At 72.7% G+C, this 22261-nt stretch carries 17 protein-coding genes; 8 read left to right on the top strand and 9 right to left on the bottom strand.

What is annotated here, in order from left to right:
- Positions 1–23 precede the first annotated feature (23 nt).
- The 3 genes from ACWD0A_RS30960 to ACWD0A_RS30950 form a co-directional block, all read right to left on the bottom strand.
- The gene (locus ACWD0A_RS30960; RefSeq protein WP_451303472.1) at positions 24–206 is read right to left on the bottom strand and encodes a Trm112 family protein; all 183 of its coding nucleotides are present in this window, start codon (positions 204–206) and stop codon (positions 24–26) included.
- 221 nt (positions 207–427) lie between these two features.
- Positions 428–1789 carry a phosphomannomutase/phosphoglucomutase gene (locus ACWD0A_RS30955; RefSeq protein WP_451303470.1) on the bottom strand — a complete coding sequence of 454 codons (1362 nt, stop codon included), beginning with the start codon at positions 1787–1789 and terminating at the stop codon, positions 428–430.
- A 312-nt stretch (positions 1790–2101) separates the two neighbouring features.
- Positions 2102–2530, bottom strand: a complete 429-nt coding sequence (locus tag ACWD0A_RS30950) for a DUF3499 domain-containing protein (protein WP_177152304.1) — start codon at positions 2528–2530, stop codon at positions 2102–2104.
- Between the two features lie 274 nt (positions 2531–2804).
- Here ACWD0A_RS30950 and ACWD0A_RS30945 point away from each other — a divergent pair, with 274 nt between their 5' ends.
- Entirely contained in the window at positions 2805–3233 is a 429-nt protein-coding gene (locus ACWD0A_RS30945; protein WP_307715178.1) for a metallopeptidase family protein, read from the top strand.
- Between the two features lie 130 nt (positions 3234–3363).
- Here the strand turns inward: ACWD0A_RS30945 and ACWD0A_RS30940 are convergent, their stop codons facing one another.
- The 3 genes from ACWD0A_RS30940 to ACWD0A_RS30930 all read right to left on the bottom strand — a co-directional run bounded on the left by ACWD0A_RS30940 (position 3364) and on the right by ACWD0A_RS30930 (position 9101).
- Positions 3364–4926 carry a DUF5719 family protein gene (locus tag ACWD0A_RS30940; protein ID WP_451303468.1) on the bottom strand — a complete coding sequence of 521 codons (1563 nt, stop codon included), beginning with the start codon at positions 4924–4926 and terminating at the stop codon, positions 3364–3366.
- The gene (locus ACWD0A_RS30935) at positions 4923–8606 is read right to left on the bottom strand and encodes a glycosyltransferase (RefSeq protein WP_451303466.1); all 3684 of its coding nucleotides are present in this window, start codon (positions 8604–8606) and stop codon (positions 4923–4925) included. The genes ACWD0A_RS30940 and ACWD0A_RS30935 overlap by 4 nt, the downstream gene beginning before the upstream one ends.
- 231 nt (positions 8607–8837) lie before the next feature.
- Positions 8838–9101, bottom strand: coding sequence for a WhiB family transcriptional regulator (locus ACWD0A_RS30930; RefSeq protein ID WP_018846780.1), 264 nt, complete (start codon positions 9099–9101; stop codon positions 8838–8840).
- A gap of 641 nt (positions 9102–9742) precedes the next feature.
- Here ACWD0A_RS30930 and ACWD0A_RS30925 point away from each other — a divergent pair.
- From ACWD0A_RS30925 to ACWD0A_RS30915, 3 genes are read left to right on the top strand one after another with little or no spacing between them, the layout of a single operon-like run.
- Positions 9743–10237 carry a cysteine dioxygenase gene (locus ACWD0A_RS30925; RefSeq protein WP_451303464.1) on the top strand — a complete coding sequence of 165 codons (495 nt, stop codon included), beginning with the start codon at positions 9743–9745 and terminating at the stop codon, positions 10235–10237.
- A 32-nt stretch (positions 10238–10269) separates the two neighbouring features.
- Entirely contained in the window at positions 10270–11226 is a 957-nt protein-coding gene (cofD, locus tag ACWD0A_RS30920) for a 2-phospho-L-lactate transferase (protein WP_307715175.1), read from the top strand.
- Positions 11223–12521, top strand: coding sequence for a coenzyme F420-0:L-glutamate ligase (locus ACWD0A_RS30915; RefSeq protein WP_451303462.1), 1299 nt, complete (start codon positions 11223–11225; stop codon positions 12519–12521). The genes cofD and ACWD0A_RS30915 overlap by 4 nt, the downstream gene beginning before the upstream one ends.
- A gap of 52 nt (positions 12522–12573) precedes the next feature.
- Here the strand turns inward: ACWD0A_RS30915 and ACWD0A_RS30910 are convergent, their stop codons facing one another.
- From ACWD0A_RS30910 to ACWD0A_RS30900, 3 genes are all read right to left on the bottom strand, one after another.
- Positions 12574–13569, bottom strand: a complete 996-nt coding sequence (locus tag ACWD0A_RS30910; RefSeq protein ID WP_451303460.1) for a DNA-3-methyladenine glycosylase family protein — start codon at positions 13567–13569, stop codon at positions 12574–12576.
- 9 nt (positions 13570–13578) lie between these two features.
- On the bottom strand, positions 13579–14670 hold the full coding sequence (locus tag ACWD0A_RS30905; protein ID WP_451303458.1) for a sugar phosphate nucleotidyltransferase: 1092 nt from the start codon (positions 14668–14670) through the stop codon (positions 13579–13581).
- Positions 14671–14773: 103 nt separating this feature from the next.
- The gene (locus tag ACWD0A_RS30900; RefSeq protein WP_451303456.1) at positions 14774–16126 is read right to left on the bottom strand and encodes a peptidoglycan recognition protein family protein; all 1353 of its coding nucleotides are present in this window, start codon (positions 16124–16126) and stop codon (positions 14774–14776) included.
- Between the two features lie 127 nt (positions 16127–16253).
- On the opposite strand from ACWD0A_RS30900, the gene ACWD0A_RS30895 reads away from it, so the two are divergent.
- The 4 genes from ACWD0A_RS30895 to ACWD0A_RS30880 all read left to right on the top strand — a co-directional run bounded on the left by ACWD0A_RS30895 (position 16254) and on the right by ACWD0A_RS30880 (position 22216).
- A complete protein-coding gene (locus ACWD0A_RS30895; RefSeq protein ID WP_451303454.1) occupies positions 16254–17006 on the top strand; it encodes a TIGR03089 family protein in 753 nt (250 codons plus the stop codon).
- Between the two features lie 188 nt (positions 17007–17194).
- Complete coding sequence (locus ACWD0A_RS30890; protein WP_451303452.1) at positions 17195–18472, top strand: LCP family protein; 1278 nt, start codon at positions 17195–17197, stop codon at positions 18470–18472.
- Positions 18473–18693: 221 nt separating this feature from the next.
- Positions 18694–20451, top strand: a complete 1758-nt coding sequence (locus tag ACWD0A_RS30885) for an LCP family protein (protein ID WP_451303450.1) — start codon at positions 18694–18696, stop codon at positions 20449–20451.
- A gap of 49 nt (positions 20452–20500) precedes the next feature.
- Positions 20501–22216 (top strand): LCP family protein, encoded by a 1716-nt coding sequence (locus ACWD0A_RS30880; protein WP_451303448.1) that lies wholly within the window; start codon positions 20501–20503, stop codon positions 22214–22216.
- Positions 22217–22261: the final 45 nt, after the last annotated feature.

Here is a 22261-nt window from a genome sequence, read left to right as displayed (position 1 = left end):
CCGCGCGGGGCGGGACGGCCGCGCTAGGAGGGGCGGCGGGCCTCGTCGACCAGGAGGACCGGGATGCCGTCCCGTACGGGGTAGGCCAGACCGCAGTCCGCGCCGGTGCAGATCAGCTCGGGCGTCTCGGCCGCCGTGCGGTCGTCGAACGGTGCGTGGCACGCCGGACAGGCGAGGATCTCCAGGAGGCCGGCTTCGAGCGGCATGTCAGCGGTGTCCCTTCGGGCGTCTCACAGGTCCGGGGTGCGGTTCGGCCGCGTCGGACGTGCGGTCACGGTCTTGCGGTTCGGGCCTCGTCAGCCTACCGCCGGGAAGCGGGGTGCGGCTCGTTCTGACCACGCCCCCGGCGGTCCGGCGCGCCGGGGCTGGCCGGCGGGCGTGCGTCGCCGGAGGGGCCGGGCGGCCGGGGAAGCCGGCGGGGCCGGACTCAGGCGCGGACGAGTGCGAGGACCTCGTCGCGGATCTTCGTCATGAGCGCATCGTCCCGGGCCTCGACGTTGAGCCGCAGCAGCGGCTCCGTGTTGGAGGCCCGCAGGTTGAACCACCAGTCGCCGGTGGCCACGGTCAGGCCGTCCAGCTCGTCGGTCGTCACACCCTCGCGGGTGGCGAAGGCGGCCCGTACCGCGGCCGACCGGCCGGTCTGGTCGTCGACCTGGGAGTTGATCTCGCCGGAGGCGGCGTACCGGTCGTACCGGCCGACCAACCGGGACAGCGGGCCGTCCTGCGTGCCGAGGGCCGCGAGCACGTGGAGCGCGGCCAGCATGCCGGTGTCGGCGTTCCAGAAGTCGCGGAAGTAGTAGTGCGCGGAGTGCTCGCCGCCGAAGACGGCGCCGGTGCGGGCCATCTCCTCCTTGATGAACGAGTGCCCCACCCGGGTGCGCACCGGCGTGCCGCCCTGTTCGCGCACGACCTCCGGGACCGACCAGGACGTGATCAGGTTGTGGATCACCGTGCCGCCCGGGTGCCTGGCCAGCTCGCGGGAGGCGACCAGGGCGGTGATCGCGGACGGCGAGACGCCCTCGCCGCGCTCGTCGACGACGAAGCAGCGGTCGGCGTCGCCGTCGAAGGCGAGGCCCAGGTCGGCGCCCTCGGCGACGACGCGGGCCTGGAGGTCGACGATGTTCGCGGGGTCGAGGGGGTTGGCCTCGTGGTGGGGGAAGGTGCCGTCGAGCTCGAAGTACATCGGGACGAGCGTGACGGGGAGCGAAGCGAAGACGGTGGGGACGGTGTGTCCGCCCATGCCGTTGCCCGCGTCCACGACGACCTTCAGCGGACGCATCGCGGACAGGTCGACGAGCGAGAGCAGGTGGGCCGCGTAGTCGGCGAGCGTCTCCCGCTGGGTGACCGTGCCGCGCCGGGCGGCCGGCTCGGGCCCGCCGTCGGCGGACCAGGCGGTGACGAGGTCGCGGATGTCGGCGAGGCCGGTGTCCTGGCCGACGGGCGCGGCGCCGGCGCGGCACATCTTGATGCCGTTGTACTGCGCGGGGTTGTGCGACGCGGTGAACATCGCCCCCGGCAGGCCCAGGTGCCCGGAGGCGAAGTACAGCTGGTCGGTCGAGCACAGGCCGATCAGGGTGACGTCCGCGCCGCGGGCGGCGGCGCCGCGCGCGAACGCGCCGGACAGGCCGGGCGACGACGGCCGCATGTCGTGGCCGACGACGATCGCGTCGGCGCCGGTCACCTGGACGAACGCGGCGCCGAAGAGCTCGGCGACCTGCTCGTCCCACTGATCCGGCACCACTCCGCGGACGTCGTACGCCTTCACGATCTGCGACAGATCAGCAGCCACGGCCCAATCCTCCTGAAGTCTTGGCGGTCGCATCAAACTACCCGCCGCACGTGTGCGCAGCGTGCCCGGACCGGGCTTCCGGGATGTGACCCGCTGCGGCGCGCCCGCCCTGGCCGGATGCCGTGCACGCCGGGCGCGGCGGCCGGGGCGGCGGGGACGGGTCAAGCGGGCGGTGATGGGCGCGAGTTGGCCGGGAACAGCAGTGCGTGCGGGGAACGGGCGGGACGCCGGGAAGGCGTCCGGGCGACTGCGCGGAGGGCGCGGCCGGGCGCCGGGGAAGCGGCGGAGCGGAGGGCGAGGGGAGCGTGCGGCTCAGTTGTCCGGGGAGCGCAGCACCCGCAGGTGGCCGCGGCGCGCGACCTCCATCGGGTCGGCCGAGCGGCGGCCGCCCTGTCCGCCCGCCTGCGCGGTACGTCCCTGGGGCCGGGCCGCCTCCCGCACCGCGTTCGCCAGCGCTTCGAGGTCGTCACCGCTGGGGCGGGCCGGGGCCGAGCCGTCCGTGAGCCGCACGACCTCCCAGCCGCGTGGAGCGGTCAGCCGCTCGCTGTGCTCTGCGCACAGGTCGTAGCAGTGGGGCTCGGCGTAGGTGGCGAGCGGGCCGAGGACCGCAGTCGAATCGGCATAGACGTACGTCAGTGTCGCGACGGCAGGGCGGCCGCACGCGGTGCGCGAACAGCGACGTACAGGGCTCACGACGTTGGACGGTACCGCACTCTTGAGCGGGCTGCGACGACTCTCCACCAGGTCACTCCCCCGTGTCGTGGTGTGACATCCGACATAACGGTTGTTCCTGCAACTGGCCTGACCTGCACGGAAAGAGAACCACACCGGCGACGGTCGCACAGGAGCCGGTCACGACTTGGGGTGAATAATGTCAATCGGGCCGAGATCACCGATCTCCCGGGCCGTGCAATCGAGCCGAACCTTGGCCGGAATGGTCAATTGGCGACAAGGGGCGTGGCCGGGGCCGCGCGCCCGGTCGCCGCTCGCGCGGGAGAGTTACCCTGCGTCGGTGATGGACAGTCCTGTACCGCCCCGCCCGACCGAGCCGAGACCGCGCCGCCGCGACCGCCACGGCCGGGGCATGCGCGGCCCCGTCGCCCCGCCGCAGGTCCCGCTGGCCGCCAGCCGCTCGGAGACCTTCCGTGACCTGGTGCAGGACTCCGTGGAGCGCCTGGAGCGGCACTGGCCGCAGCTGGCCGATGTCGACTTCCTGGTCCTGGACGTACCGGGCTCGCCGGACGACTCGGTGCCGCTCGGCAGCGCGGAGCCTGCGGCGAAGGACCGTCCGGCGCGGATCATGATCTACCGGCGGCCCGTCGAGATCCGGACGAAGAACCGCGACGAACGGGCGCTGCTGGTGCACGAAGTGGTCGTCGAGCAGGTCGCGGAACTGCTCGGGCTCTCGCCCGAGTCGGTCGACCCCCGGTACGGCCAGGACTGACCCGGCCGCCCGCCGAAGGCCGCTCCGGAGCTCACGACTGCCGGTCGGGCCGCGGGAGGAGGGCCCACGACGACCTGTCCGGCCCGCGCGCCGCAGGGGGCCCGCGACCTCTCGGGCCCGTCGCGCATCGTCAGTCGTCGAGCACGGACAGGTCCTGCTCCGCCTCCGGGACGACCACCGTGCCCCGGTCGTCCGGCAGATTCTGGATGGTGAACATCGGGATGCCGTCGTCCGCGATCTCCAGCGCGCGCGACGCGTGTACCGGTCCGCCCGAGAGCGTCTCGACCGTCACCGCGTAGGAGCCCTTCAGCCCGGCCGGCACCGGCGGCGTGATCGCCAGGGTCGTGCCGGCCTTCACCTTGTACGTCTTGACGGCCTGTGCGCCCCCTTCCGTGCCCGCCGACGCCGTGACCCTGACCTCGGCCGCCTCGCCGGGCGCGGTGAGCGAGAGGACCGAGCCCTTGGCGCGGTTGTCGGCGGCGGTGGCCCGTTCGCCGACCGGCGCGGCGGCCGGGACGAAGGCGATCTCCTTCTCCGCGCCCTTGCCGCGCACCACCCTCAGCGCCGCCACGACGGGCGTGGCGCGTCCCTCCTCCGCGGGGCTGAGGATCAGCGATCCGGCCTCTCCCTTGGCGATGTCGGCGAGCTCGACGCTCGCCGTCATCCCGGACTTCACGTGCAGCAACTCATGTCCGGCCGGGGTGATCGTCCCGGTGGGGCCCGCGAGTTGGACCTTCAGCGCGGCATCGTCGTCGCCCGGGGCGAAGGCCACCAGCTGCACCGACGTCGCGTCCGACGGGATGCCGGGCAGTACGACGGTGCCGGCCGGGTCGGCGGAGGCGGCGAGCCAGTCGCTGCCGTCGGTCTCGTCGGCGGCCCGTACGACCGCGCCCACGCGGCCGGTACGGGTGGTCACGTGGACGGTCACCTCGTCCGCCTTGTCGGCGGTGAGCGTCGGGAGCAGCACGGGGACGCTGGAGCCGGCCGGGACGGGGATGCCCTCCGTCAGCGTCGTCCTGAGCGCCCCGTCCTTGCCGTACAGCTCGATGTCGGCGACGGCCCCCGCCTCGTCGGGGTTGGTCAGGTGCACGTAGTCCTGGCGGCCCTCGGCGAGGGAGGCGCCGGGGAACCAGAAGTCTGTGTCGGGTCCGGTGCAGCTGACGCCGAGCAGCCCCCGCCCGTTGCCCGCGGTGACCGACGTCGTCTGCTGGGTGGTCCAGCCGGGCGCGAGGGAGCCGGTGGCGGTGCCGACGAGGGCGGGGGCCTCGCCGCCGTCCACCTCGGCGGAGACCGGCTTGCCGGGCTCCTTCACGGCGACGACGGGCTTCTCGGGAGCGGGCTTCTTCGCGCCTTCCTCGGCCGCGTCCTTCTTCTTCCCGTCCTTGGCGGGCGCGGCATCGGTGTCGGCCAACACGGCGGCCGAAGGCCGCAGTTCGGCCGAGTCCGCCGGCTCGCCGGCGTCCTTCTGTCCCCCGCTCTGCTTCCGCGCGGGCGTGAACGACGTGTAGCGGGTCTCGGCGAGCTCGGAGCTGCTCGGCGCCGGGCACAGCAGGCTGGAGCGTTCCACGGGCAGCGGCAGCGCGAGGTCGCCGCGCGTCGGCTCGCTGCCGTCCGGGACGGTCAGCGAGGCGAATCCGGTGACCGCCGCGAGGGCGGTGGTGACCGCGATCAGGGAGATGGTGGTGCGCTTCACTCTGACTCGCCTCGCGTCGTGCCGGGGGCCTGGGCGGGCGGCTCGGGGTACGGGCCGCCGTCGGGGTACTGCTCGCCGTATCCGTACGGGTCGTGGTCGCGCCCGTCCTGCGGGTACCGCTCGTCGCCGTAGGGCTCCGTCCCGTAGGGGTCGCCCTGGTAGGGCTGCTGGTACGCGCCGTCGCCGTAGGGCTGCTGGGAGCCGTAGGGCTGCTCGCCGGCGTACTGGCCGCCCGGGTACTGCTCGGCGCCGTACGTGTAGCCGCCGTCGCCGTAGGGCTGCTGGGCCTGCCAGTCGCCGTAACCCTGCTGGGGAACCGCCGCGTAGGGAGCGGCCTGTTCGCCTTGCCCGGCGGTGAACGGAGCGTGGGCATCCGGCTGTTGGGCGTACGGGCCGGGGTCGGGTGCGCTGTCCTCGGCGGCTGCCGCCTCGGCCTCGGCCTGGGCGCGCAGCCGGCGCGCCCTGCGGCCCTCGCCGGCCTCCGGCTGGAGGGGGACGGCGAGTTCCTCCTCGGGGAGGTCGTCGTCGATCTCACGGCGGCGGCCCGGCAGCGCGAGCACCACCAGGACGAGCGCGAGGAACGCCTGGACCCAGATCCACGCCGTGTGCGTCGCCGGGTCCTCGTACGTCAGGTCGAGCCGTCCGCCCTCGGCGGGCAGTTCGAAGCCCTGCGCCCAGCCGTCGACGGTCGTCTTCTCCAGCGGGCGGCCGTCGAGTGTGGCCTGCCAGCCCTCGGCGGCGCGGTCGGCGATGCGCAGGACGCGGCCGGAGCCGCCGGCGGGGATCTTGGTGTGCGCCTCGACGGCGTCGGAGGCGACGGGCAGCGGTTCGCTCCTGCCGTCGACGATCGTTGCCCGGGCGACCTGGCGGTCGACCCTCCACAGCGCGCTGCCGTCGAGCTGGCTGAGCCGGCTCAGTCCGGGGGTGGCGTCGAGGACGCGGCTGGTCTGGCGGGGCGATCCGTCGCGTACGAGCACGTAGCGGATCGCGTAGCCGCTGAGCTGGTCGGTCTGGTCGGCGCCGGAGCCGGCGACCAGGTGCGCGACGATCTTGTCGAGGCGGGTGTCGCCGCCGCCCGCCTCGGCGAGCTCGGCGTCACCGAGCCGGCCGCCGGAGCCGCGCACCAGGGTGTACGAGACCTTGTCGGCCGAGGTGCCGCCGAGGACGAGGGTGCGCGGCTGGTCGCGGGTGTCGCTCTCCTCGGCGACGAACGCGGGCACCTGGACCGGGTCCCGGCGCGTGAGCGGGCCCGCGGCACCGTCGATCATCCAGCCGGCCGCGGCGGCGACGGGTGCGAGCGCCGCGGCGAGTCCGATCAGTGCGGCGACGGGCTGCCGCCAGCCGAAGCTCTGGGCGGCGACGCGGGTGCGGCCGCCCTCGGCGCCGAGCACGGCCGCGGACAGCAGCGCGATGCCGTAGACGAGGGTGGCGGGCCCGGCCCAGCCGGAGCCGTTGGTCAGGGCCGCGAGGACCAGTGCGACCAGGGCGACGACCCAGGAGGTACGGATGGCGAACTGCCGTTCCTCGCGCAGCAGGGCGGCGAGCGCGGCCAGCACGATGCCGAGCATCAGGACACCGCCGACGGCTCCGGGTCCGCCGGGGCTGATGCCGAGCAGGTCGAGCGCGTCGGCCGAGCCGCTGCCGAACTCCAGACCGGCCTCGCGGAAGAACCCGGAGGGGCTGGTCAGCAGGGAGAGCGACCAGGGAGCGAGGACGAGCATCGGGGTGCCGACGGCGGCGAGGAAGCGCAGCGCGTAGGCGGTGATGTCGTTCCGGCGCAGGACCAGCACGGCGATGCCGGTGAACACGGCGAGCGGCCACACCACGGGTGTGAAGGCCATCGCGAAGGTGAGCAGCAGGGCGTACGCCCAGGTGGCCCGCCAGCTGCCGCGAGCGTCGCCCCTGATCCGCAGTCCGTGTGCGGCGACGGCGGCACGGGCGACGAGCGGCAGCACGATCGCGAGGACGGCGGTGCCGAGCCGTCCGGTGGCGAGTGCTCCGGTCGCGGCGGGCAGGAAGGCGTACGCGATGCTCGCCCAGGCGCGCAGCAGGCGGGACTCGACGATGGGCCGGGACGCGAAGTAGGCGGTGAGGCCGGCGAGCGGGACCGAGCAGACGAGCAGCACGGTCAGGGCGAGGCCGGTGGAGCCGAGGAACAGCGCGGACAGGACGGCGAGGACCGCGAGGTAGGGGGGTGCCGTCTGGGTGCCGCCGGTGCCGACCGGGTGCCAGCCGTCCGCGTAACGGCTCCACAGGTCGGAGACGTCGGCGGGTGCGGGCAGCAGGGCGCCGCCGGCCAGCGCGCCGCCGCCGTACAGTCCCCGGCAGGCGGCGAGGGAGACGACGAGGAGGACGGCGAAGAGGAGAGGCCCCGGCTTGCGGGCGATCTTCTTCAGTCGCGCGAACTGCTCGATCTCCAGGAATTCCGCGTCGTCGCCGCCGGGGCCCGACTCGACGACGCCGTGCCGGGAGCCGCCGGAGTCGGCCTGCGAGCCGCCGAAGTCCGAGACGACCTGTTCCACGGTGGCGCGGACGGTCGCTCCGGGCGGCGGGAACAGCGGTCGCAGCTCGCTCGCCTCGACCGCCCGCTGTGCGCGTCTGCGACGGCCCGCGAGGAGGCGCTCGGGCCGCAGCAGGACGCCGAAGAGACCCATGACCTCGTCGACGGCCTGGCCCGGGACCTTGCCGACGAGATAGGCCAGGGTGCGCAGCAGGGTGCCGACCACGAGGCGCAGCAGAACCCAGGGCAGGGCGACACCGCGGGTGTTGGTCAGCAGGGTGTAGACGGCGCCGGCCTTGTCGACGCGGTGCGGGCTGGCGACGGACCGGCCCACGCAGTCGACGGTGCGCCGCTCGCGGGCGGCGGCCTCCGCGTGGCGCAGGACGGCGCCGGGGGCGATGAGGACGCGGTGTCCGGCGGCGTGGGCGCGCCAGCACAGGTCGACGTCGTCACGCATCAGCGGCAGCCTGCGGTCGAAGCCGCCGAGCTCCTCGTACACGTCGCGGCGGATGAGCATGCCCGCGGAGGAGACGGAGAGGACCGAGCGGATCTGGTCGTGCTGGCCCTGGTCCTGTTCGCGCCGGTCGAGTCCGGTCCAGCGGCGGCCGCTGTTGGCGATGGAGACGCCCGCTTCGAGGAGCTGCTTGCGGTCGTACCAGCCGCGCAGCTTGGGGCCGACGACCGCGGCGTAGGGGTCGGAGTCGGCGACGCGCAGCAGCTCGGCGAGTGCCGTGGGCTCAGGTGCGCAGTCGTCGTGGAGCAGCCACAGCCACTGCACGGGCTCGCCGTGCGGCAGCTCGGGCATGTCGTACGCCTCGTCGCGCCAGGTCCTGGTGACCGGGTCCCAGCCGCTGGGCCGCTTCAGGTACGGCAGGTCGTCGGGGGTGAGCACCCCGGCGGTGCGGACGGCCTCGTCGACGGCGGCGCCGAAGCCGGTGCGCCGGGCGAGGTGCAGGACGCGGTCGGCGCCGAGGGCGTCGGTGAGCGTCTGCGCCGAGTCGTCGGCGCTGCCGGTGTCGGCGGCCACGACGTTCTGCACGGGGCGTTCCTGGCCGAGCAGTCCGGCGAGGGCGTCGGGCAGCCAGCGCGCGCCGTCGTGGGAGACGAGCACGGCGGTGACGACGTGCCTCGGGAACTCGGGCGCGTGTGCCGGGACAAACGCGGCGGTGGTGGCGGACATGAGGTACGGGCCCTCCGGCCAAGGTCGCCCCGAAGGGGCGTTGGTGCGTCACGGACGGGGCCCCACACTAACGGCACCAGGAAAGCGCTGCGGCGCGGAGCGCCTCGTCGAGGGGCGGTGGCCGGGCGACGGGAGGGCGAACGGTCCGCGGCCTGCGCACCGGGCACAGACGGCGGACCGTCTACTTTGTGGTCAGTTGTGCTTTTTGGCCGGGGGGTGACCGGCCCGCGATCAGACCGCGGCCTTCTTGAGCCGGCGGCGCTCGCGCTCCGAGAGGCCGCCCCAGATTCCGAATCGCTCGTCGTTGTTGAGGGCGTACTCAAGACATTCGGAGCGGACCTCACAGGCGAGGCAGACCTTCTTGGCCTCCCTGGTGGAACCGCCCTTCTCGGGGAAGAAGGACTCGGGATCGGTCTGGGCGCACAACGCGCGCTCCTGCCAGCCGAGTTCCTCGTCCGCGTCCTCGACCAGCAGTTGTTGGAACAGCTCGGTCATGTGCGCCCCTCGTCTGTCTTTACGTCCCCGTGATGTTGCCGCGATCGTTTTCGGCCGAACGACACGAGTGAAATTACAAGTGTGTGGCTCCGGGCCAGTCAAGCCACGATCTGCTATTGAGCCCGGTATTCACTCTGCGGAACCAAGGCTATGCGGAAAGTGTTCAAATCACCAAAAATCTGACACATGCCAGCGGCCTGTTCCACACCTCCTCCCTCAGAGGGGGAAGACGTCGCAAACATCGATCATGTTGCGATCAAGCCATCGAAGCGATCCGGATCACAGTACGGTCACGGCGTCCCAACGGCGTTTGCGAGAACGGTTGCTGCCGCATGTCTCCCGGTCCGCGACTGCACAAACCTTTCTCTGCTCGCAGCAACCGGATGTGATGAAACATTGCCGCCAAATCGGTCATTGGGTTGACATCGGGTAAGGGGAGCAGTCACCTTTGATCCCATGCCAGCGACCTCAGCGCCCCACGCGACCCGCCTCCGCGGGTTCCGCAGCGCTGTCCAGGCGCGCTGTTGCTGTTGCTGTTCCAGCTGTTGACGCCCACGAGCTCCAGCTTCTTCTTCTCGCATCGCCCCGCACTGCCTGCTCTGCGACACCCCAGCACTTCCTGCCGAGGAACCCCCGCACCCATGAACAGCGACAGCGACCTCCAGATCGCCGGCGACATCCTCGCCGTCCAGCACCTGCTCCAGCCCGCCCGCGAGCACCCCGCCACCGTGGCCGAGTTCGCCGGGCTCGCCCGGTCCATCGCCGCGGACCGCGCGCGCTGGGAGCACCTCGTCGAGTACGACGCCACCTCCCGCTGGTACCACCGCCTGCAGACCGGCCCCGGCTACGAGGTCTGGCTGCTGAGCTGGGTCCCCGGCCAGGGCAGCGGCCTGCACGGCCACGGCGCCTCCTCCGGCGTGCTCACCGTGCTCGACGGCGAGCTCACCGAGCGCACCGGGAGCGGCGAGCGGTCCCTGGCCGCCGGCGCGCAGCGCGTCTTCGCCCCCGGCTATGTCCACGAGGTCGTCAACGACTCCCTGGAGCCGGCCGTCAGCCTGCACGTGTACTACCCGGGCCTGACCGAGATGCCCATGCACACCTCCGCCCGGTGCACGCAGGAGTCCGTTCCGGTCTGAGGGGCCGTCGGCGCGCCTGCCAAGATGGGCGCATGCGCATTGTGGTTCTGGCCGGCGGTATCGGCGGCGCCCGTTTCCTCCGTGGTCTCCAGCAGGCCGCGCCCGAGGCGGACGTCACGGTGATCGGCAACACCGGTGACGACATCCATCTGTTCGGGCTGAAGGTCTGCCCCGACCTCGACACCGTGATGTACACCCTCGGCGGTGGCATCAACGAGGAGCAGGGCTGGGGACGCAGCGACGAGACGTTCCAGGTCAAGAACGAGCTGGCCGCGTACGGCGTCGGGCCCGAGTGGTTCGGGCTCGGCGACCGCGACTTCGCCACGCACATCGTCCGCACCCAGATGATCGGCGCCGGCTATCCGCTCAGCGCCGTCACGGAGGCGCTGTGCGACCGGTGGCAGCCGGGCGTACGGCTGCTGCCGATGTCCGACGACCGCGTCGAGACGCATGTCGCCGTCACCCTCGACGGAGAGCGCCGGGTCGTCCACTTCCAGGAGTACTGGGTCAGGCTGCGGGCGTCCGTGCCCGCCGAGGCCGTCGTGCCGGTCGGCGCCGAGCAGGCCAAGCCGGCGCCCGGCGTGCTGGAGGCTATCGCCGAGGCGGACGTCGTCCTCTTCCCGCCGTCCAACCCCGTCGTCAGCATCGGCACCATCCTGTCCGTGCCCGGCATCCGCGAGGCGATCGCCGACGCGGGCGTGCCGGTCGTGGGCCTGTCCCCCATCGTCGGCGACGCGCCCGTGCGCGGCATGGCCGACAAGGTGCTCGCCGCCGTGGGCGTGGAGGCGACGGCGGCGGCCGTCGCCCGGCACTACGGCTCCGGGCTGCTCGACGGCTGGCTCGTCGACACGGTCGACGCGGCCGCCGTGCCTGACGTCGAGGCGGCGGGCATCCGCTGCCGCGCCGTGCCGCTGATGATGACCGGCACCGACGCGACCGCGGAGATGGCCCGCGCCGCCCTGGCGCTGGCCGAGGAGGTACGGGGGTGAGCTCGCCCTCCTACCGGGTCTGGGCGCTGCCCGGCATCGGCGAGGTGCGGCCGGGCGACGACCTGGCCAAGCTGATCGCCGCGACCGCGCCCGGCCTCGTCGACGGCGACGTCCTGCTCGTCACCTCGAAGATCGTCAGCAAGGCCGAGGGCCGGCTCGTCGAGGCGGCGGACCGCGAGGCGGCGATCGACGCCGAGACGGTGCGGGTGGTCGCGCGGCGGGGCCCTCTGCGCATCGTCGAGAACCGCCAGGGTCTGGTCATGGCCGCGGCGGGGGTCGACGCGTCCAACACCCCCGCGGGCACCGTGCTCCTGCTTCCCGAGGATCCCGACGCCTCGGCCCGCGCGATCCGCGAGGGGCTGCGCGACGAACTGGGCGTCGAGATCGGCGTGATCGTCACGGACACGTCCGGGCGGCCGTGGCGCAGCGGCCTGACCGACGTCGCGATCGGCGCGGCGGGGGTGCGCGTGCTCGACGACCTGCGCGGCGGCACGGACGCGTACGGCAATCCGCTGACCGCGACCGTGGTCGCCACGGCCGACGAGCTCGCCGCCGCGGGCGACCTGGTGAAGGGCAAGGCCGAGGGGCTGCCCGTCGCCGTCGTCCGGGGACTGGCGCACGTGGTCGACGAGGCCGGCCCCGGTGCGCGGGCGCTCGTACGGGACGCGGCCGACGACATGTTCCGGCTCGGGACGTCGGAGGCGGTGCGCGAGGCGGTGACGCAGCGGCGTACGGTGCGCGCGTTCACGGACCAGCCGGTGGACGGCGGGGCGGTGCGCCGCGCGGTCGCGGCGGCGGTGACGGCGCCCGCGCCGCACCACACCACGCCGTGGCGCTTCGTCCTGCTGGAGTCCGCGTCCTCCCGTGTCCGTCTGCTCGACGCGATGCGCGAGGCGTGGGTCGCGGATCTGCGGCGCGACGGCGCGACGCAGGAGGCGATCGCGCAGCGCGTACGGCGCGGGGACGTCCTGCGGCGCGCGCCCTACCTGGCGGTCCCCTGTCTGGTCGCCGACGGCGCGCACACGTACGGCGACGAACGCCGGGACACCGCCGAGCGCGAGATGTTCGTGACCGCGGTGGGCGCGGGCATCCAGAACTTCCTGGTCGCGCTCGCGGGCGAGCGGCTGGGCTCGGCGTGGGTGTCGTCGACGATGTTCTGCCGCGAGGTGGTGCGCGAGGTGCTGGGGCTGCCGTCCACGTGGGACCCGATGGGCGCGGTGGCGATCGGTCACCCGGCGGTCGCGCCGACGGCACGGCCGACGCGGGACGCGGCGTCGTTCATCGAGGTGCGGTAGCCCTCCGCCGGGCGGCGGCCCGGGTCACGCCCCTGGGCCGCATCGGGCGGGGTCACCACGCCGCGATGTCCACCCGCCGCATCTTGGGCTCGCGGCGGGGCGGCACGCGGCCCGAGAGCAGGATCAGCCGGGCGGCGCGGTGGCGCTGGCCCCCGTAAGGGGCCAGCAGCTCCAGCATCGCCGCGTCGTCCGCGTTCCGGTCGCCCGCCAGGGCGTAGCCCACGATCCGGGGCAGATGAAGGTCGCCCACCGTCACCGCGTCGGCCGCGCCGTTGCTGCGCTGCACCGTCTCGGCCGACGTCCACGGCCCGATGCCCGGGATCAACTCCAGCCGGGCTCTGGCCTGTTCGGGCTCCATCGCCGCCGCCTCCTCCAGGCGGCGCGCCACCTTCACCGCCCGCAGGATCGTCGAGGCACGCTTGTTGTCCACGCCCGCGCGGTGCCACTCCCAGGACGGGATCATCGCCCAGCCGCGCGGATCCGGCATGACGTGCAGCCGCTCGTCCGGGCCGGGCGCCGGCTCGCCGTACCGGCGGACCAGCAGCCGCCACGCCCGGTAGGCCTCGTCCGTCGTGATCTTCTGTTCGAGGATCGAGGGGATCAGGGACTCCGTCACCAGCCCCGTGCGCACCAGCCGCAGCCCCGGCCGGCGGCGCTGAGAGGCGGCGACCAGGCGGTGGCGCGGCGTGAAGCCCTCGGGTGTGTCGGCCGCGCCGAGCAGGTCGGGCAGCCGGTCGAGCAGCCACTCGCCACCCGCGCCCCACGCCTCGGCCTCCACCGTGCCGCCCCGCAGGGCGACCCGCAGCGTGCCGGGGCCCTCGGGCGTGCGGCTGGCCCGCCAGACGGAGCCGTCGGGCGTGGTACGGAAGGTGGGGTCGGCCGGCCCGCGGCGCAGCGGCCCGAGGACCAGGCCCAGGTCGAGTGGCCACGGCGGCGTCCACCGGCGTGTGCGGGCGGCCGAGACCTGACGCGGTACGGCGGCGGGTACGCGTGTCGCGCCGCCGCGCACCCCCGCGCGGCCGGCGCCCGGTTCGAAGCGTCCTGCCATGCGGTCAGGCTACTGGTCGGAGGAGAAGCGGACCGCGCCCGCCGGGAGCACCGCGTCGCACCACACCCGCGCGCCGTCCCTGAGCTCGTTGTCCTCCCCGACGACCGCGCCGTCGCCGACGACCACTCCGGACAGGACCGTACGGGCGCCTATGCGCGCGCCTTCGCCGACGAGGGAGGCGGAGATCACCGCGCCCGCCCCCACGACGGCGCCCGCGAGGACCGTGCTGCCGTCGATGCGCGCGCCCTCGCCCACCACGGCGCCTTCGCCGACGACCGTGCCGCCGGTCAGCTTCGCGTCGGCGGCCACGCGCGCGGAAGGCAGCACCAGCCGGTCGCCGCGCCGGCCGGGGACCGCCGGGGACGGGGCACGGCCGAGCACCAGGTCCGCGGAGCCGCGCACGAAGGCGTGCGGGGTGCCGAGGTCCAGCCAGTACGTGGAGTCCACCATGCCCTGCAGGTGGGCGCCGGAACGCAGCAGCTCCGGGAACGTCTCCCGTTCGACGGAGACGGGCCGGCCGTCGGGGATCGCGTCGATGACGGAGCGGCGGAAGACGTAGGCGCCGGCGTTGATCTGGTCGGTGACGATCTCCTCCGGCGTCTGCGGCTTCTCGAGGAAGGCCGTGACGCGTCCGGTGCCGTCCGTCGGCACGAGGCCGTAGGCGCGCGGGTCGTCCACGCGGGTGAGGTGGAGGGAGACGTCCGCACCGGTCGCGCGGTGGGTGTCGACCAGGGCCCCGATGTCGAGGCCGGTGAGGATGTCGCCGTTGAAGACGAGAACGGGGTCGTCGGGCCCGGACCGCAGCCGGGAGGCGACGTTGCGGATCGCGCCGCCGGTGCCGAGCGGCTCCTCCTCGGTCACGTACTCCAGGTGGAGTCCGAGCGCCGATCCGTCGCCGAAGTACGGCTCGAACACCTCGGCCAGGTAGGAGGTGGCGAGCACGATGTGCTCGACGCCCGCGGACCGCGCCCGCGCCAACTGGTGGGTGAGGAAGGGCACACCGGCCGCGGGGACCATCGGCTTCGGTGTCCGGACGGTCAGCGGACGCAGCCGGGTGCCCTTGCCTCCGACCAGGAGAATCGCTTCTGGAGCCTGGTTCAATGCGGTCTCTGCTTCCTGCTGGGGCCGGCACGGTCGCTGGTTGGACCGGCCAGTTTATGCAGGGGGTGCGGCTGTCACGACGCGCACGGCCCCGGGGTACGGGTCAGCGGCCCTGGTAAGTGGCCGATGCCGTACGGGTGATGCCGAGTTTGCCGTAGAGCCTGCCGCCGGGGCAGTCCGTGTCGAACCCGTCGCGGTGTCCGGCGATGGCGTTGAGTGTGACCTTCGTGCCCTCCGCGTACTTGCCGCTGCCCCCGGAGGTGAGTGTGACCTTGCCCTTCGGGTTGACGCCGTACAGTCCGAGCTTCCACGCCGTCAGCCTGGCCACGGCGGTCACGGCGGCCGCCGGCGGATTGGAGGAATTGTACGAGCCGAGGACGGCGATTCCGGTGCTGTTCTTGTTGAAACCGAGGGTGTGGGCGCCTTGCACCGGCTTGGCCACGCCTCCTGCCCGGCCTTCGTAGATGTTTCCGCACTTGTCGACGGCGAAGTTGTAGCCGATGTCGCGCCAGCCGCTGCTCTCGACGTGGTAGCGGTAGATACTGCGCAGGACGGAGGGCGCTTCCTGGCAGCTGTAGTTGTTGCCGGTGTCGCTGTGGTGCACGAAGGCGGCCTTCACGGAGTTCGTGTAGACGAAGCCCTCCTCGCGCAGGCTCTCGTCCGCGCCCCACCCCTGGCGGGTGACGATGCGCGGGCGGGGCCCGATGTAGGGCTTGCCCGTCAGGGCGTCGAACACGAGGTCGCCCGCCGCCGCTGCCTCCACTTCCGTGTCCAGCTGGTTGAGCGCCGGGATCTCCAGTCCGCCGGCCGGGGCACGCCCTTCGGAGCCCTCGGTGCCGGGGCCCGAGGTGATGGCCCCGGTGTCCGCCGGGTCGTCACCGGGATCGACGAGTTCGAGGCGCATGCCCTCCGGCAGCCCGCCCGCCCGGCGGAGGGCCTGCACCCGCACCTCCACGCCGTCGGACGCGCCGACCCACAGGGGCGCCGTCGCCCCGCGCACCCGGCCCGACTCGCTCTCCGCGCTGCCGGGGTCGGCGGCGTGGTCCTCGTTGTGGGTCTCGACCTCCTGCCAGGCGGACCAGGTCCCCGAGCCGACGCCGCGGGTGCGGATCTCGACGGTGCCGTCCAGCGGGACGGAGGCGTCGTCCCAGACGATGCCGACCAGGGAGAACGCCTCCACGTCCTGGCGGGGCAGGCCCTGGACCGGGGCCTGGAGCGTGCGGTCGGCGGTTGCCGTGCCGAGCGGCTGCAGCGGCATCGACCGCGTGCTGCCGGGGACGTCCGGTACGTCACCCCGCGTGCTGCCGAGGACGTCCGGTACGTCACCCCTCATGCCGCCGAGGACGTCCGGTACGTCGCCCGGGGGTGCGGCGAGCGCGCCGGAGGTGAGCGAGAGCGGAAGGACGAGCGCGGCCGCGCACGCCACGGTGATCGAAGATGCCAGGTATCCACGCATGGCAGAAATCCTGGGGCGGGTGCACGGAGACCGCCTGCCGGGAAAACCGGCCCCGCGCCCGGCCGACCGGAGGACCCGTTCACCGGTACGGCGGTCCCGCGGGGCGCCCCGGCGTACGCTTGCGCGGGTGAACGCCAGCGACCGTACCCCTGCCGACCTGCTGCGATCCGCGCTCACCGCGGACCCGGCACGCCCCTTGGTCACCTTCTACGACGATGCCACCGGTGAACGCGTGGAATTGTCCGTCGCGACCTTCGCCAATTGGGTGGCCAAGACCGCCAATCTCCTTCAGGGAGACCTCGCCGCCGAACAGGGCGAACGCCTGGCGCTGTTGCTGCCGGCGCACTGGCAGACCGCCGTGTGGCTGCTGGCCTGTTCGTCGGTGGGCGTCGTCGCGGACGTCGGCGGCGATCCGGCCCGCGCGGACCACGTCGTCGCGGGTCCGGGCCAGTTCGACGCCGGTCTCGCGTGCCGGGGCGAGCGGATCGCCCTGTCGCTGGCACCGCTCGGCCGCCGCTTCCCCGTCCCTCCGGCCGGCTACGCCGACTACGCGGTGGAGGTTCCCGGTCAGGGCGACCGGTTCGCCCCGTACGCGCCGGTGGACCCGGGCGAGGCCGCTCTCGCGGTGGCCGGTCTCGAGCTGACCGGCCACGAACTCGTCGAGCGGGCACGCGCGGACGCGGAGCGGCTCGGGCTCGGGCCGGGCTCCCGGCTGCTGTCGGGTCTGCCGTACGACACCTGGGAGGGACTGTCCGCCGGGCTGTTCGCTCCGCTGGCGGCCGGCGGTTCCGTCGTACTGTGCCGCAATCTCGGCGAGTTGTCCGAGGACGGGCTGGCGAAGCGGATCGAGAGCGAGCGGGTCACGGGCACCGCGGTATGACAAGCCGCTGAGGTCCACTCATGTGGCGCACACCCGGGCCGAGCCCTCCCGGCCCGGGCGTCAACTCCGGTGGATGATCGGCGACAAGCGCGTTTGCCACCACGCACAACCAAGCGCCGGGTTCAGCTGTCCAGCCGGGTGTCCGGCGGCCCAGCGCGCCGCCGATGCCATGAAGGATGGACGCACACGTGACGGACAAGGCTGGTACGCCCGCCGAACCGGACGGCCCGACCGGGGACCAGGCCGAGCCGTCGGACGCGGCCGCCAGGGATACGGACTCCGGCCCGGACGCCGCTGCCGGAGCTCCGGAGGGCGTGGACGGCGGGTCCGGGAGCGGTGACGAGGCGGGGGACGCCGATTCCGGGTCCAACCACAAGCGGCACTGGCTGCGTTGGACCGCGCTCGGCACGTCGGTCGTCGTGCTCGCCGCCGCGGGCGCCGGCTGGTGGCTCTACCGCAAGCTCGACGGCAACATCACCACCGACACCTCGGCCGCGGCGGAGCTGGAGGCGTACGAGAAGGAGCGCCCCAGCGCGCTCGTCACCGGCGCGCAGAACATCCTGCTGCTCGGCTCCGACACGCGGGAGGGCGAGGGCAACGACAGGTACGGCAAGGACGCGAACGGCAGCCAGCGCTCCGACACCACGATCCTGCTGCACATCGCCGGGGACCGGCAGAGCGCGACCGCCATGTCCATCCCGCGCGACCTGATGGTCACGATCCCCGGCTGCGGCAAGCCCGACGGCAAGCGGACCAGGGAGCAGATCGCGCAGTTCAACTGGGCGTTCCAGTTCGGCGGCGCGGCCTGCACCATCCGTACGGTCGAGCGGTTCACCGGGATCCGTGTCGACCACCACATGGTGATCGACTTCCGCGGCTTCAAGGACATGGTCGACGCGGTGGACGGCGTCGAGGTGTGTCTGACCGAGCCGATCGACGACAAGGCCGCCCGACTCAAGCTGCCCGCGGGCCGCCAGACCCTGCACGGCGAGCAGGCTCTCGGGTTCGTGCGGGCGCGGAAGACACTGGGTAACGGCAGCGACACCGAACGCATGGAGCGCCAGCAGCAGTTCCTGGGCGCGCTGGTCAAGAAGGTGCAGAGCAACGGTGTGCTGCTCAATCCGACCCGGCTCTATCCGGTGCTGGACGCGGCGACCAAGTCCATCACCACGGACGCGGGACTCGACTCGCTCAAGGACCTTTACGACCTGACCCGTGCACTCCGCAACGTACCGACGGAAAAGGTGCAGTTCCTTACCGTTCCCCGCAAGCCGTACCATCTCGATCCGAACCGGGACGAGCTGATGGAGCCGGAGGCGAGCGAGCTCTTCGAGCGACTCAGGAAGGACGCCGAGGTCGCGGTCGTGCCGAAGGAGAAGACGGACCGCGAGGCAGGCGACGGCGCGAGCCCCGCCCCCACGCCGACCTTCTCGGGCACCAACGCGGCCGAGGGCATGTGTGAGTAAGGCAATGGCCGAACGGAGACCGGCAGCTCAGGCGGATTGGGCGGAATGGCCCTTTATAAGGGCCGTGGAATTTGTCACCGCCGTCGCTCGCAGCTGAACTGGGCGGATAGTGTGACGCGATCCGGTGCTTCCGACCCTGTGTCGCGCACTGCTGGATCGAAGGACCGAGCGCCTGCCGGGGGAGGCGCCTCGCGTGGCACCGACGGAGGACTCAAGCAACCGTGGATGCACAAGGCCGTGGACGGGCGGACGAGATCGACCCCGCCGACCAGTGGGTGATGAACCCGCACACCGGCAACTACGAACTGCGACTGGACCAATCCGCACCGCAGTCGTCAGCCTCCCCCAGCAGAGTCTCGGGCGCAAGAAGGTCTCGGCGGTCCGCCGAGTCCTCCGAGACGGCGACCCCGGCGGGCGGCACCGCCACGCGCCGCAGGCCGGCGAACCCGGCCCCGGAGGTCCCCGCGCAGCGCAGCCGCCGCGCGGGGGGCGCCCAGGGCCGCGTACCGCAGCAGCAGGCCGGGCGGCGCAAGCGCAGGCAGGCCGCCTCGGGCAAGAAGAAGGCGCTGCTGTGGACCGGTGGCACCCTCGCGCTGCTGATGGTCGCGACCGCGAGCGCGGGATACCTCTACTACGAGCACCTGAACTCGAACATCACGTCCGTCCCCGACGACAACGCCGGCACCGGCGGCTTCAGCAAGGACCGGGCGATCAACATCCTGCTGATCGGCACGGACAAGCGCACGGGCGAGGGCAACGGGAGCTACGGCGACAAGAACAGTCCCGGCCACGCGGACACCACGTTGCTGCTGCACGTCTCCAAGGACCGCACCAACGCCACGGCGCTGAGCATTCCGCGTGACCTGATCACCGACATCCCGGACTGCCCGACGACGCAGGAGGACGGCTCCAGCAAGGTCATCCCGGGGACACAGGGCACGCGGTTCAACGAGAGCCTCGGCCAGTCGGGCCGTACGCCGAGCTGCACCATGCGTACGGTCACCGAGCTCACCGGCATCAAGATGGACCACTTCATGGTGGCCGACTTCAACGCCGTCAAGACGCTCTCGTCGGCGGTCGGCGGCGTGCCGATCTGCCTCGACAAGGACATCAAGGACGACAAGTCGAAGCTGGACCTGCCGGCGGGCGATCACACCCTCGAGGGTGAGCAGGCGCTCGCCTTCGTCCGTACACGGCACGCGGTGGGCTTCGGCGGCGACCTCGACCGCATCAAGATCCAGCAGCAGTTCCTCAGTTCGCTGATGCGCAAGCTGAAGTCGAACGACACGCTCACGAGCCCGACGAAGCTGGTCAAGCTGGCGGAGGCGGGCACCAAGGCCCTGACCGTCGACTCCAGGATCGACGACATAGGGAAGCTCCGCGACCTCGGTCTGGAGCTCGGTAAATTCGACATGAAGAACCTCACCTTCGCCACGGTGCCCGTCCTGGACAACCCGGCGGAGACGGTCAAGGCGACGGTCGTGCTGGACACGTCCAAGTCGGACGCGCTGTTCTCGATGGTCAGGAACGACGTGTCGCTGACCGAGGTCGAGCAGAAGAAGAAGGCGGCCAAGGACAAGCAGGCCGACCTGCTCAAGGGGACGAGGGCCGAGGCCTCCGACGTCCGCGTCGACGTCTTCAACGGCGGCGGCCCCACCGGATCCGCGCAGAAGACGCTGGACTGGCTCCAGAACACCGAGGGCGTGCTGAAGTCCACCAACAAGGGCAACGCGCCGGCGGACGTCACCAGGACGACGCTGGAGTACGCGCCGAACCAGGCCGACCAGGCCCGCAAGCTCGCGGACCTGATGGGCCTGCCCGCCGCGGCGCTCAAGCCGGGCACGGAGGACGCCGAGGGCCTGGAGGCGATGACGCTGACGCTCGGGCCCGACTTCAGGGGCGCGGGCGTGCCCATCACCGGTCCGGCGAAGGCGCCCAAGGACGCGGTGCAGGCGGACAAGAGGATGTGCGCCAAATGACACCGGTCGGCGGCTCATGGGGAGAGCCTGAACACAGGGGGTTCTAGGGGTGGGAAACAGCAGCGTGCGTGGGGAGGGGACGCGGCGACGCGGACCGCACGCCCGCGATCTGGGCTGGGACGACAGCCTGTACGAAGACGAGGCGGGGCGCGTCCCGGGCGCCCATACGGCCCTCGACGACGAGCAGGACCGAGAGAGCGAGCGGGACCGAGAGAGCGAGCGGGACACGGCGGCGGAGGGCTCCGGCCCGCACCGCCGCCGGGCGCCCACCCGGCGCGCGAAACGCGGCAGACGCCGCATACTGCGCGGGGTCGCGGTGACCGTGTCCGTGGTGGTCCTGGGTACCGCGGGGGCCGGGTACCTGTACTACGAGCACCTCAACAGCAACATCCGCAAGGGTCAACGCACTTCGGGCGATTCCGACGTGAAGAAGTCGGCCCCGAACGCGGCGGGGCAGACCCCGCTGAACGTCCTGCTGATCGGCTCCGACAGCAGGAACTCCACCGAGAACCTCGAACTCGGCGGCTCGAAGAAGAGTGTCGGAGCGCCTCCGCTCGCGGACGTGCAGATGCTGCTGCACGTCTCGGCCGACCGCAAGAACGCCTCGGTGATCTCCATCCCGCGTGACACCAAGGTCGAGATACCTGCGTGCACCGACCCCAAGACGGGCGAGGAGCACGCCGCCACCAGGGATCTGATCAACGCGACACTCGGACGCGGCGGCCCCGGCTGCACCCTCGCCACCTGGCAGGAGCTCACCGGCGTCTACATCGACCACTGGATGATGGTCGACTTCGCGGGCGTGGTGGACATGGCGGACGCGATCGGCGGCGCCGAGGTCTGCGTCAACCACAACGTGTACGACGGCCCCAAGCCGGGCGTGCCCGGCGGCTCCGGCCTCAGGCTGACCAAGGGTTCGCACGAGATCCAGGGCGTCAAGGCCCTCCAGTGGCTGCGCACCCGGCACGCCTTCGAGAGCGACTTCGGCCGCTCCAAGGCCCAGCACATGTACATGAACTCGGTGATCCGCAAGCTCAAGGACCAGAACGCCTTCACCGACGGCGGACAGCTCATGGACCTGGCCGAGACGGCCACCAGGTCCCTTCAGGTCTCCGAGGAGATCGGCACGGTCAAGAAGCTGTTCGATCTCGGCATGACGCTCAAGGACGTGCCGACCGACCGGATCGCGATGCTCACCATGCCGCGCGTCCCGGACCCGGCCAACCCGAAGAACCATGTGCTGCCCGCGCCAGGCGAGGCCGACCGGCTCTGGGAGATGCTGCGCGACGACGTCCCGGTGGACGGCAAGACCCCGACGTCGAAGCCGAAGCCGCCGGCCGCGCCGGAGGACCCGGCCGCCGACCCCGCCGACATCGGCGTCATGGTCCGCAACGGCACGGGGGCCGACGGGCCGGCCACGCCCCAGCGGGCCAACGCCGTCGCGGGCCTGCTGGCGCAACAGGGTTTCACCGGAGCGAAGGCCGACTCGACTCCCGATCCCCAGGCGCGCACGCAGGTGCTGTTCCCGAGCGCCGACCTCCAGGGCGACGCACACGCGGTCGCCAAGGCGCTCGGGGTGCCCACGAGTGCGGTGAAGAGGTCGACGGATGTCTCGGGCGTGACCCTGGTGGTCGGCGCCGACTGGCGGACCGGGGAAACCTTCCCCGAGGCCGAGCCGGCCGCGGGCCCGCCGAAGAACACCGAGACGGTCATGGGCGACGACAAGAACGCGTGCATGGACATCTACGCGCCGTACCGCTTCTGAGGCCACGCGCCCATACGGACGCCGGTCCGCCCCAGTGGGGCGGAC

Source organism: Streptomyces sp. NPDC002867 (assembly GCF_053591895.1).
The sequence above is the reverse complement of the archived record's forward strand: the minus strand, read 5'-3'. Positions and strand labels throughout refer to the sequence as shown.

Bases quoted from the DNA above. Each gene is read 5' to 3' on its own strand.
- ACWD0A_RS30910 (WP_451303460.1), bottom strand. From the start codon at position 13,569: ATGGCAGGACGCTTCGAACCGGGCGCCGGCCGCGCGGGGGTGCGCGGC.
- ACWD0A_RS30930 (WP_018846780.1), bottom strand. From the start codon at position 9,101: ATGACCGAGCTGTTCCAACAACTGCTGGTCGAGGACGCGGACGAGGAA.
- ACWD0A_RS30925 (WP_451303464.1), top strand. From the start codon at position 9,743: ATGAACAGCGACAGCGACCTCCAGATCGCCGGCGACATCCTCGCCGTC.
- ACWD0A_RS30960 (WP_451303472.1), bottom strand. From the start codon at position 206: ATGCCGCTCGAAGCCGGCCTCCTGGAGATCCTCGCCTGTCCGGCGTGC.
- ACWD0A_RS30945 (WP_307715178.1), top strand. From the start codon at position 2,805: ATGGACAGTCCTGTACCGCCCCGCCCGACCGAGCCGAGACCGCGCCGC.
- cofD (WP_307715175.1), top strand. From the start codon at position 10,270: ATGCGCATTGTGGTTCTGGCCGGCGGTATCGGCGGCGCCCGTTTCCTC.
- ACWD0A_RS30900 (WP_451303456.1), bottom strand. From the start codon at position 16,126: ATGCGTGGATACCTGGCATCTTCGATCACCGTGGCGTGCGCGGCCGCG.
- ACWD0A_RS30935 (WP_451303466.1), bottom strand. From the start codon at position 8,606: ATGTCCGCCACCACCGCCGCGTTTGTCCCGGCACACGCGCCCGAGTTC.